At 50.0% G+C, this 12131-nt stretch carries 7 protein-coding genes, 1 tRNA gene and 2 rRNA genes; 7 read left to right on the top strand and 3 right to left on the bottom strand.

What is annotated here, in order from left to right; all coding sequences use genetic code 11:
- Positions 1-33 precede the first annotated feature (33 nt).
- The gene (locus tag HA49_RS17935; protein ID WP_038015879.1) at positions 34-768 is read right to left on the bottom strand and encodes a redoxin family protein; all 735 of its coding nucleotides are present in this window, start codon (positions 766-768) and stop codon (positions 34-36) included.
- A 144-nt stretch (positions 769-912) separates the two neighbouring features.
- Here HA49_RS17935 and oxyR point away from each other — a divergent pair, with 144 nt between their 5' ends.
- Positions 913-1818, top strand: coding sequence for a DNA-binding transcriptional regulator OxyR (oxyR, locus tag HA49_RS17930; protein WP_038015877.1), 906 nt, complete (start codon positions 913-915; stop codon positions 1816-1818).
- On the opposite strand, the gene sthA is transcribed toward oxyR, so the two are convergent.
- Positions 1810-3210 carry a Si-specific NAD(P)(+) transhydrogenase gene (sthA, locus tag HA49_RS17925; RefSeq protein ID WP_038015874.1) on the bottom strand — a complete coding sequence of 467 codons (1401 nt, stop codon included), beginning with the start codon at positions 3208-3210 and terminating at the stop codon, positions 1810-1812. The genes oxyR and sthA overlap by 9 nt on opposite strands.
- A gap of 193 nt (positions 3211-3403) precedes the next feature.
- Between sthA and fabR the strand changes: the two genes are divergently transcribed.
- Positions 3404-4048 (top strand): HTH-type transcriptional repressor FabR, encoded by a 645-nt coding sequence (gene fabR, locus HA49_RS17920; RefSeq protein WP_038015871.1) that lies wholly within the window; start codon positions 3404-3406, stop codon positions 4046-4048.
- A gap of 17 nt (positions 4049-4065) precedes the next feature.
- On the top strand, positions 4066-4413 hold the full coding sequence (locus HA49_RS17915; protein ID WP_038015869.1) for a YijD family membrane protein: 348 nt from the start codon (positions 4066-4068) through the stop codon (positions 4411-4413).
- Positions 4414-4449: 36 nt separating this feature from the next.
- Here the strand turns inward: HA49_RS17915 and trmA are convergent, their stop codons facing one another.
- A complete protein-coding gene (gene trmA, locus HA49_RS17910) occupies positions 4450-5553 on the bottom strand; it encodes a tRNA (uridine(54)-C5)-methyltransferase TrmA (RefSeq protein WP_038015866.1) in 1104 nt (367 codons plus the stop codon).
- Between the two features lie 180 nt (positions 5554-5733).
- On the opposite strand from trmA, the gene murI reads away from it, so the two are divergent.
- From murI to HA49_RS17890, 4 genes are all read left to right on the top strand, one after another.
- Complete coding sequence (murI, locus tag HA49_RS17905; protein ID WP_038015861.1) at positions 5734-6582, top strand: glutamate racemase; 849 nt, start codon at positions 5734-5736, stop codon at positions 6580-6582.
- Between the two features lie 405 nt (positions 6583-6987).
- Positions 6988-8527, top strand: a 16S ribosomal RNA gene (locus HA49_RS17900).
- A 173-nt stretch (positions 8528-8700) separates the two neighbouring features.
- A tRNA-Glu gene (locus HA49_RS17895) sits at positions 8701-8776 on the top strand.
- A gap of 191 nt (positions 8777-8967) precedes the next feature.
- A 23S ribosomal RNA gene (locus HA49_RS17890) occupies positions 8968-11873 on the top strand.
- Together the 16S and 23S rRNA genes with 1 tRNA gene alongside form the textbook arrangement of a ribosomal RNA operon.
- Positions 11874-12131: the final 258 nt, after the last annotated feature.

Below are 12131 nucleotides of genomic sequence, written 5' to 3'. Positions count from 1 at the left end.
CTATTTTATTCTCAGTTACAGAGTGATGGCGACTCAGCCTCTCAGAAAGTACTGTTCCAGGTCATCACTGCCACCAATATGTCGCCCACCGATAAAGACTTGTGGTACGGTCGCTCTGCCGGTCACTGCTCTCAGGCTCACGGTCGTAGCGTCCTGACCCAGAATGATCTCTTCATACTGAATACCGCGTTCCTGCAGCATCTGTTTTGCCTTAGCACAGAACTGACAGCCTGGTTTAGTAAACAGTGATACGGATTCCTGCAGTTTCACGTCCGGAGCCAGATATTGCAGCATGGTATCGGCATCAGAGACTTCAAACGGGTCACCCGGTTTGTTAGGTTCGACAAACATTTTTTCTACCACGCCGTTACGCACCAGCATGGAGTAACGCCATGAACGTGCGCCAAAGCCGAGATCTTCTTTTTCGACCAGCATATTCATACCACGGGTAAAGTCCCCATTACCGTCCGGAATAAAGGTGATATTTTCCGCATGCTGATCGGCTTTCCACGCATTCATTACAAAAGTATCGTTTACGGAGATACATAAAATATCATCCACCCCGTGCTGTGAGAATACGCTATATAACTCGTTGTAACGTGGCAGGTGGCTGGATGAACAGGTTGGCGTAAATGCGCCTGGCAGTGAAAATACGATAACTGTTTTATCTTTAAACAGGTCGGCAGTGGTCACATCCACCCACTTATCACCCTGGCGGGTATGGAATGTCACTTCGGGTACTAAACGGCCTTCGTAGTTGTCTGACATAATCGCTCCTGTCCTGCGCTTTTCTGCGCGTTTAACGGTATTTGTGATTTATTGTGGCTATTATCGCTATCGCATCTTGATAGGGCTAATCGTTGATTGCTATGCTATCTATCGCCATGAGCTATCACAGACTGAAGGAATTTAATGAACATTCGCGACCTTGAGTACCTGGTGTCACTGGCAGAACATCGCCATTTCCGACGGGCAGCTGATGCCTGTCACGTAAGTCAGCCAACTCTCAGCGGCCAAATCCGCAAACTGGAAGATGAACTGGGAGTGATGTTACTGGAGCGAACCAGCCGTAAGGTATTGTTCACTCAGGCTGGCTTATTGCTGGTGGATCAGGCTCGTACCGTTCTGCGCGAAGTGAAAGTGCTGAAGGAGATGGCCAGCCAGCAAGGTGAAACCATGTCCGGGCCGCTGCATATTGGTTTAATTCCTACCATCAGTCCTTATTTGCTGCCGCAAATTATTCCAATGTTGCATCAGACATTCCCGAAGCTGGAGATGTATTTGCATGAAGCACAGACTCAGCAGTTGCTTGCTCAGTTGGACAGCGGGCAACTTGATTGTGCAATCATGGCACTGGTAAAAGAAACCGAAGCCTTTATCGAAGTTCCGTTATTTGATGAGCCAATGAAACTGGCGGTCTATTCCGGCCACCCCTGGCATAATCGTGAACGTGTCCCGATGTCTGACTTAGCGGGTGAAAAACTGCTGATGCTACAGGACGGACATTGTTTGCGGGATCAGGCTCTGGGCTTCTGTTTTTCTGCGGGAGCAGATGAAGATACCCATTTCAGGGCAACCAGTCTGGAAACGCTGCGTAATATGGTGGCAGCAGGCAGTGGGATTACGCTGATGCCTTCACTGGCGGTACCTAACGAGCGTGAAAGAGACGGTGTTTGCTATATCACCTGTGATAAGCCGGTACCACAGCGTACCATTGCACTGATTTATCGTCCTGGTTCGCCTCTGCGCAGCCGCTATGAGCAGTTGGCAGAGACGATTAGCGCACATATGTTTGCGTCAGGTCAGATCTCAAAATAAGCGGTTAAGACCGTTTAACGCCGCAACCCGATAAGCTTCAGCCATTGTCGGGTAGTTAAAGGTGGTATTTACAAAGTACTCAAGGGTATTACCACCGTTCTTCTGTTCCATAATTGCCTGGCCGATGTGAATAATTTCGGCTGCACGTTCACCAAAGCAATGGATACCGAGGATCTCTTTGGTTTCACGATGGAACAGTATCTTCAGGCTACCCACATTCATGCCGACAATCTGTGCCCGCGCCAAATGTTTGAACTGTGCCCGTCCCACTTCGTAGGGAACTTTCATTGCGGTGAGTTGCTGTTCTGTTTTACCAACGGAACTGATTTCCGGAATGGTGTAAATACCGGTCGGAATATCTTCAACCAGATGAGCGGTTGCCTCCCCCTTGATCAGCGCCTGAGCAGCAATTCTTCCCTGATCATAAGCAGCAGAAGCCAGGCTAGGGTAACCTATCACATCACCGACCGCATAAATATGTGGCTGTGCGGTCTGGTACATGCTGTTGACTTTGACCAGCCCGCGGCTGTCAGCTTCCAGTCCGGCGTTTTCCAGCGACAGTGAATCTGTGTTACCGGTACGTCCGTTGGCGTAGAGCAGGCAGTCGGCTTTCATTTTCTTGCCCGATTTCAGATGGACAATGACACCATCATCATTCCCTTCCACTTTTTCAAATTCTTCGTTATGACGGATAACCACGCCACTGTTCCAGAAATGATAAGAAAGTGAATCTGACATTTCCTGATCAAGGAATGCCAGCAGGCGGTCACGGGTGTTGATAAGATCAACTTTTACCCCTAACCCACGGAAAATCGAAGCATATTCACAGCCAATCACCCCTGCGCCATAAATAATGACGTGTGAAGGTTCATGGTGTAAATCGAGAATAGAGTCGGAGTCGTAAATGCGTGGGTGGCTAAAGTCAACGGTATCGGGATGGTAAGGACGTGAACCGCAGGCAATCACAAACTTCTCAGCAGTGAGCCTTTCACGGCTTCCGTCGTGCAAGACTATTTCAATGGTGTTGGCATCGACGAAATGAGCATCGCCCTGATAAATCTCGCAGTGGTTTCGTTCATAAAACCCCTGGCGCATATTTGTCTGCTGTTGAATGACATTTTCTGTGTGTTTCAAAATATCTGAAAATGAAGAGCGTAGCAGGCGGGAATGATCGCTATACAACGGGTTCTGATTAAATTCGATTATCCTGCTAACAGCATGCCGCAAAGCTTTTGACGGAATAGTTCCCCAGTGGGTACAACCGCCGCCGATATTATGATAACGCTCAATAACGGCAATATGGGCTCCCTGTTTGACCAGTCCCATAGCAGCACCTTCACCACCGGGTCCGGAGCCAATCACAATGGCATCGTAATCGTAAGACTTTTGCATACCGGTACGTCCTATTTTTTAAACATTCTAACAACGTAAATATAACATTTTTACCAGGGCAGCTTAACGCTAATCGTGTTATTTCTTGTTTCTATGTCCGATACACAGGGTAACAGGCGTTCACAAAGTTTGCCCCACTGTACGCTGATATTTTTGATATAGTGCGACTATAAAGTGTAAACAGGCAGAAACGATGGGCGTCAGAGCACAGCAAAAAGAACGTACAAGGCGTACTCTTATTGAAGCAGCGTTCAGCCAGTTGAGTGCAGAACGTAGCTTTGCCAGCTTAAGCTTGCGTGAAGTTGCCCGCGAGGCAGGGATCGCTCCGACCTCTTTTTACCGGCATTTTAAAGATGTTGATGAACTCGGCCTGACTATGGTCGATGAGAGCGGATTGATGCTTCGTCAACTGATGCGCCAGGCACGACAGCGTATCGCCAAAGGCGGCAGCATTATTAAAACCTCGGTCTCAACCTTTATGGAATTCATAGGTAACAACCCGAATGCTTTTCGATTGTTGCTTCGTGAACGTTCCGGTACCTCTGCCGCTTTTCGTGCCGCTGTTGCCCGCGAGATCCAGCACTTTATCGCCGAACTTGCTGACTACCTTGAATTAGAAAATCATATGCCCCGCAGTTTTACTGAAGCGCAGGCAGAAGCGATGGTCACTATTGTATTCAGTGCCGGCGCAGAAGCGCTGGACGTGGATGCAGAGCAGCGCCGGAAACTGGAAGACCGACTGGTTCTGCAGTTAAGAATGATTTCGAAAGGTGCTTATTACTGGTATCGCCGCGAGCAGGAGAGGCTGGCGCTAGCCACAGACAAATCAGAACAGTAATCAACACAGGTAACCACATGACTGAGCAAAATCCCCGTGATAAAGGGACATTGATTCTGGCTTTTATCACCGGCCTTTCGATTAATGGCACTTTCACGGCTCTATTTAATCACTATGTCCCGTTTTCATTTTTTCCGATCATTGCGCTGGCACTGGCGGTGTGGTACCTCCATCAACGTTATCTGAACAGGAGTATGCCGGAAGGCATGCCTTCATTGTCTGGTGGTTTTTTTCTGTTGGGTATTCTGATGTACAGTGCAGTGATCCGCGCGCAATATCCGCAGATTGGCTCTAACTTTGTACCTACATTGTTAATGGTCTGTCTGGTGTTCTGGATTCTGAGCCGTTTTCGTCGGAAACGTTGAAGCGCTTATCGCCCCGGCCGCGGGGCGATGGTGTAGTTAAGCTTTCCGACGCAGCAGTACCCCACATTCCATATGATGGGTGTAGGGGAACTGATCGAAAAGGGCCAGCCGTTCAATCTGGTGAGTCGCTGACAGGGTGTGTAAATTGTCGCACAGCGTTTCCGGGTTACACGAGATATACATGATCACCGGATAATCGCTGACCATTTTCAGCGTCTGAGAATCCAGCCCGCTGCGGGGTGGATCGACAAAAATGGTTTCGCATTCATAACTGCTTAAATCAATTCCTTCCAGGCGGTTGAACTGACGCACCCCCTGCATTGCCTGGGTAAACTCTTCAGCAGACATTCTGATTATCTGCACATTATCTGTCTGATTAGCGGCAATATTATATTGTGCCGACTCTACAGAGGGTTTCGCGATTTCAGTGGCCAGTACACGACGAAAATTGCGGGCCAGTGCTAATGAGAAGTTGCCATTACCACAGTAGAGCTCCAGCAGATCTCCCTGAGATCCTTCGGTCGCTGCCAATGCCCATTCCAGCATTAGCACATTAATTGCCGCATTCGGTTGGGTAAAACTATTCTCGACCTGGCGATAGATCATTTCTTTACCACCGACAGTCAGTACTTCATCGACATAATCGTGATCCAGGCAAATTTTGGTTTTAGTCGCACGGCCAATAAACTGTACGTTAAACCCTTCGGCCCGAAAGCTGTCGCGCAACTGAGCCATTTCTGCCTGCCATGCATCATCTAATTTCCGGTGGTAAAGCAGAGAAATAATAATTTGCTGACTACAGGTAGAAAGATAATCTATTTGAAACAGTTTATGGCGTAACAGCTGGTTGTTTCGTAAGGCCGCGATCATCCGTGGCATCATCGTATTGATAAGCTCACTGGCTGCCGGAAAACTGTCTACCCGGATTCTCTGGCGGGTCTGTTGATCAAAAATGATATGGTACAAATCATCTCCCTGATGCCAGATGCGGAATTCGGCACGCATACGGTAATGGCTGACAGGTGAGCGAAAAACATCTGCCTGAGGTGCATTAAAGGGCACCATCATAGAGGTTAAGCGATTAACTTTTTCCGCCAGCTGGTCGTCATAGTGTTCAACGGGAAGATGTTCCGGGGTCATAATTAATCCTGGTTATTGAGTTTCAGGCGGCGATTGTAGGGATTCCGTCGCTGATGTCCAGCCCCGGAGGTCCAGGGAATAGTTGTGAAGATTCTCCGGTTCCCGTCAGGCTGTTCGGTTTTGGCTGCCGGGATCGTGATAGAATAACCCCTCCGTTAATTGATAACGATGAGACAGTGTATGGCTATAGTTGTTCAGGATGAGTTAATGCCCGCTACCGCTGGTGTAACCGGGGACCGGCCGACAGTTCTGGTGTTTGATTCAGGTGTCGGTGGCTTGTCAGTCTATGATGAAATCAGGCAGTTACTGCCCGATGCTCATTATATATATGTGTTTGATAACGTAGGTTTCCCATACGGGGAGAAAACCGAACAATATATTATCGAACGACTGACGGCGATTACTGCTGCAGTAGTGCATGATTACACCGTTTCCATTGCCGTCATTGCCTGTAATACTGCCAGCACCGTCTCTTTACCTGCACTCAGGGCGGCGTTTGAATTTCCGGTCGTGGGTGTTGTTCCTGCCATCAAGCCCGCTGCCCGGCTTACCCGAAACGGGATCGTCGGTCTGCTAGCGACCCGTGGAACGGTGAAACGTAGTTACACCCACCAGTTAGTGAAGCAGTTCGCCAAAGAGTGTCAGATAGAAATGCTGGGTTCTGCTGAGCTGGTATTACTGGCAGAACAAAAACTACATGGTGAATTTGTTCCGTTAAATGAAATACAGCAGATTGTTCGTCCGTGGCTGAGCTTACCTGAGCCGCCTGACACAGTGGTACTGGGTTGTACTCATTTTCCTTTGTTAAAAGAAGAATTGCAGGCTGTATTACCCGAAGGAACAAGGCTGATTGATTCCGGGGCCGCGATTGCCAGAAGGACTGTTTGGTTGTTGCAACATGAATCTGCGCCTTCGTGTTCTTTTTTACCTGATGTGGCGTTTTGTACTGAACTGAACGCTGATACTGAACGTTTATTGCCCGTTTTACAGCGTTACGGCTTCCCTTCGCTTAAAATACTCGCAGTTTAGTACTGAAATGCATAAAAAAACGTCATTCAGAAATTATTTTAAAATAAACCCTTGCGGGAAAAATTAATCTCCCTATAATGCGCTCCCACTGACACGGCAAAGCGCGATACGCCAAGGCGTGACAGGGACTGAAGCGATTCGGTCCGGAGAAAAAATCACGAAATAGTGGTTGACTCCTGAGGTGAAAAGCGTAATATACGCCACCTCGCAGCGACAACCTAAGCGGTTGAGTTGCAACGCTCTTTAACAATTTATCAGACAATCTGTGTGGGCACTCGCAGGATTGATATCAAACGTCTCCGGACGTAAAAAATATCAAGTCTTAAGAGTGAACACATAATGAAATTCATTATGAGTGTTTTACACTTGAGCATCGCTTAAATAAGTTTAAGCAAATCAAACTTTAAATTGAAGAGTTTGATCATGGCTCAGATTGAACGCTGGCGGCAGGCCTAACACATGCAAGTCGAACGGCAGCACAGAGAGCTTGCTCTCGGGTGGCGAGTGGCGGACGGGTGAGTAATGTCTGGGAAACTGCCTGATGGAGGGGGATAACTACTGGAAACGGTAGCTAATACCGCATAATGTCGCAAGACCAAAGTGGGGGACCTTCGGGCCTCACACCATCGGATGTGCCCAGATGGGATTAGCTAGCAGGTAGGGTAACGGCCTACCTGGGCGACGATCCCTAGCTGGTCTGAGAGGATGACCAGCCACACTGGAACTGAGACACGGTCCAGACTCCTACGGGAGGCAGCAGTGGGGAATATTGCACAATGGGCGCAAGCCTGATGCAGCCATGCCGCGTGTATGAAGAAGGCCTTCGGGTTGTAAAGTACTTTCAGCGAGGAGGAAGGCATTGCGGTTAATAACCGCAGTGATTGACGTTACTCGCAGAAGAAGCACCGGCTAACTCCGTGCCAGCAGCCGCGGTAATACGGAGGGTGCAAGCGTTAATCGGAATTACTGGGCGTAAAGCGCACGCAGGCGGTCTGTCAAGTCGGATGTGAAATCCCCGGGCTCAACCCGGGAACTGCATTCGAAACTGGCAGACTAGAGTCTTGTAGAGGGGGGTAGAATTCCAGGTGTAGCGGTGAAATGCGTAGAGATCTGGAGGAATACCGGTGGCGAAGGCGGCCCCCTGGACAAAGACTGACGCTCAGGTGCGAAAGCGTGGGGAGCAAACAGGATTAGATACCCTGGTAGTCCACGCCGTAAACGATGTCGACTTGGAGGTTGTGCCCTTGAGGCGTGGCTTCCGGAGCTAACGCGTTAAGTCGACCGCCTGGGGAGTACGGCCGCAAGGTTAAAACTCAAATGAATTGACGGGGGCCCGCACAAGCGGTGGAGCATGTGGTTTAATTCGATGCAACGCGAAGAACCTTACCTACTCTTGACATCCAGAGAACTTGGCAGAGATGCCCTGGTGCCTTCGGGAACTCTGAGACAGGTGCTGCATGGCTGTCGTCAGCTCGTGTTGTGAAATGTTGGGTTAAGTCCCGCAACGAGCGCAACCCCTATCCTTTGTTGCCAGCGATTCGGTCGGGAACTCAAAGGAGACTGCCGGTGATAAACCGGAGGAAGGTGGGGATGACGTCAAGTCATCATGGCCCTTACGAGTAGGGCTACACACGTGCTACAATGGCGCATACAAAGAGAAGCGACCTCGCGAGAGCAAGCGGACCTCATAAAGTGCGTCGTAGTCCGGATCGGAGTCTGCAACTCGACTCCGTGAAGTCGGAATCGCTAGTAATCGTAGATCAGAATGCTACGGTGAATACGTTCCCGGGCCTTGTACACACCGCCCGTCACACCATGGGAGTGGGTTGCAAAAGAAGTAGATAGCTTAACCTTCGGGAGGGCGTTTACCACTTTGTGATTCATGACTGGGGTGAAGTCGTAACAAGGTAACCGTAGGGGAACCTGCGGTTGGATCACCTCCTTACCTGAAGATACACTCCGGCGAAGTGTCCACAACAGATTGTCTGATAGAAAGTATGAGCAAGGCGTTTACACGTTGGGGGTGGTGACAAATAACATTGTCGCTCGGTTTTCTGAAGAAAAACCTCGCCCTTACGTGAAATTAGCGAATCAGTGATTCGCGACAGCAAATTTCACGTCCCCTTCGTCTAGAGGCCCAGGACACCGCCCTTTCACGGCGGTAACAGGGGTTCGAATCCCCTAGGGGACGCCACTTGCTGGTTTGTGAGTGAAAGTCACCGGCCAAATTATCTTAAAGATGACTTACGAGTCATGTTTAAGATATTGCTCTTTAACAATCCGGAACAAGCTGAAAATTTGAAAACAATGAATAACGCGAGTTATTCAGAGTCTCTCAAAAACTTTTACGATTCATAGTCGTTGCAAGACGTCTGTGGGTTGTGAGGTTAAGCGAATAAGCGTACACGGTGGATGCCCTGGCAGTCAGAGGCGATGAAGGACGTGCTAATCTGCGAAAAGCGCCGGTAAGGTGATATGAACCGATACAGCCGGCGATGTCCGAATGGGGAAACCCGGTGCACTCAGTGCATCATCGCAACATGAATACATAGTGTTGCGAGGCGAACCGGGGGAACTGAAACATCTAAGTACCCCGAGGAAAAGAAATCAACCGAGATTCCCCCAGTAGCGGCGAGCGAACGGGGAGCAGCCCTGAACCATCATCAGTGTGTGTGTTAGTGGAAGCGTCCGGAATGGCGCACGATACAGGGTGAAAGTCCCGTACATGAAAATGCACATACTGTGAGTTCGAAGAGTAGGGCGGGACACGTGGTATCCTGTCTGAATATGGGGGGACCATCCTCCAAGGCTAAATACTCCTGACTGACCGATAGTGAACCAGTACCGTGAGGGAAAGGCGAAAAGAACCCCGGCGAGGGGAGTGAAAAGAACCTGAAACCGTGTACGTACAAGCAGTGGGAGCACCCTTTGGGGTGTGACTGCGTACCTTTTGTATAATGGGTCAGCGACTTATATTCTGTAGCAAGGTTAACCGTATAGGGGAGCCGCAGGGAAACCGAGTCTTAACTGGGCGTTAAGTTGCAGGGTATAGACCCGAAACCCGGTGATCTAGCCATGGGCAGGTTGAAGGTTGGGTAACACTAACTGGAGGACCGAACCGACTAATGTTGAAAAATTAGCGGATGACCTGTGGCTGGGGGTGAAAGGCCAATCAAACCGGGAGATAGCTGGTTCTCCCCGAAAGCTATTTAGGTAGCGCCTCGTGAACTCATCTCCGGGGGTAGAGCACTGTTTCGGCTAGGGGGCCATCCCGGCTTACCAACCCGATGCAAACTGCGAATACCGGAGAATGTTATCACGGGAGACACACGGCGGGTGCTAACGTCCGTCGTGAAGAGGGAAACAACCCAGACCGCCAGCTAAGGTCCCAAAGTCATGGTTAAGTGGGAAACGATGTGGGAAGGCTCAGACAGCCAGGATGTTGGCTTAGAAGCAGCCATCATTTAAAGAAAGCGTAATAGCTCACTGGTCGAGTCGGCCTGCGCGGAAGATGTAACGGGGCTAAACCATGCACCGAAGCTGCGGCAGCGACACTATGTGTTGTTGGGTAGGGGAGCGTTCTGTAAGCCGTTGAAGGTGGACTGTGAGGTCTGCTGGAGGTATCAGAAGTGCGAATGCTGACATAAGTAACGATAAAGCGGGTGAAAAGCCCGCTCGCCGGAAGACCAAGGGTTCCTGTCCAACGTTAATCGGGGCAGGGTGAGTCGACCCCTAAGGCGAGGCTGAAAAGCGTAGTCGATGGGAAACAGGTTAATATTCCTGTACTTGGTGTTACTGCGAAGGGGGGACGGAGAAGGCTATGTCATCCGGGCGACGGTTGTCCCGGTTTAAGCGTGTAGGCTGAGATTCCAGGCAAATCCGGAATCTCTTAAGGCTGAGGCGTGATGACGAGGTGCTACGGCACTGAAGTGACAAATGCCCTGCTTCCGGGAAAAGCCTCTAAGCTCCAGGTAACACGAAATCGTACCCCAAACCGACACAGGTGGTCAGGTAGAGAATACCAAGGCGCTTGAGAGAACTCGGGTGAAGGAACTAGGCAAAATGGTGCCGTAACTTCGGGAGAAGGCACGCTGGCGCGTAGGTGAAGGGACTTGCTCCCGGAGCTGAAGCCAGTCGAAGATACCAGCTGGCTGCAACTGTTTATTAAAAACACAGCACTGTGCAAACACGAAAGTGGACGTATACGGTGTGACGCCTGCCCGGTGCCGGAAGGTTAATTGATGGGGTTATCGCTCTGCGAGAAGCTCCTGATCGAAGCCCCGGTAAACGGCGGCCGTAACTATAACGGTCCTAAGGTAGCGAAATTCCTTGTCGGGTAAGTTCCGACCTGCACGAATGGCGTAATGATGGCCAGGCTGTCTCCACCCGAGACTCAGTGAAATTGAAATCGCTGTGAAGATGCAGTGTACCCGCGGCAAGACGGAAAGACCCCGTGAACCTTTACTATAGCTTGACACTGAATATTGAGCCTTGATGTGCAGGATAGGTGGGAGGCACTGAAGTACGGACGCCAGTTCGTACGGAGCCATCCTTGAAATACCACCCTTTAATGTTTGATATTCTAACGTGGACCCGTTATCCGGGTTGCGGACAGTGTCTGGTGGGTAGTTTGACTGGGGCGGTCTCCTCCCAAAGAGTAACGGAGGAGCACGAAGGTTAGCTAATCACGGTCGGACATCGTGAGGTTAGTGCAAAGGCATAAGCTAGCTTGACTGCGAGAGTGACGGTTCGAGCAGGTGCGAAAGCAGGTCTTAGTGATCCGGTGGTTCTGAATGGAAGGGCCATCGCTCAACGGATAAAAGGTACTCCGGGGATAACAGGCTGATACCGCCCAAGAGTTCATATCGACGGCGGTGTTTGGCACCTCGATGTCGGCTCATCACATCCTGGGGCTGAAGTAGGTCCCAAGGGTACGGCTGTTCGCCGTTTAAAGTGGTACGCGAGCTGGGTTTAGAACGTCGTGAGACAGTTCGGTCCCTATCTGCCGTGGGCGCTGGAGAATTGAGGGGGGTTGCTCCTAGTACGAGAGGACCGGAGTGAACGCACCACTGGTGTTCGGGTTGTCATGCCAATGGCATTGCCCGGTAGCTAAGTGCGGAAAAGATAAGTGCTGAAAGCATCTAAGCACGAAACTTGCCCCGAGATGAGTTCTCCCTGACCCTTTAAGGGTCCTGAAGGGACGTTGAAGACGACGACGTTGATAGGCCGGATGTGTAAGTGCAGCGATGCATTGAGCTAACCGGTACTAATGACCCGTGAGGCTTAACCTTACAACGCCAGAGGCGTTTTGCAGAGACGCAAAGATTTTCAGTGAGTTCCTGATAGTTAAATTAAGAATTAGCAGTGTTCTGCGGACATGAGTGTTATCCGTAAGAGCAGAGCGGTTTTAAGAATTAGCGGGAATGAAAGATTTTGTGCAGAGACAAGGCACTGACTGAGACGGTATGAAGGAGCATACACAGAGTATGTGACTGAGGAACGCGAGGGAAGTAACGCAGTATCTGTATAAAAGATTCATTCCGAGCACA

The sequence above is a fragment of the Tatumella morbirosei genome, from assembly GCF_000757425.2.
In the GTDB taxonomy this organism is placed as follows: Bacteria; Pseudomonadota; Gammaproteobacteria; order Enterobacterales; family Enterobacteriaceae; genus Tatumella; species Tatumella morbirosei.
This window is presented reverse-complemented; position numbering and strand designations above follow the sequence as displayed.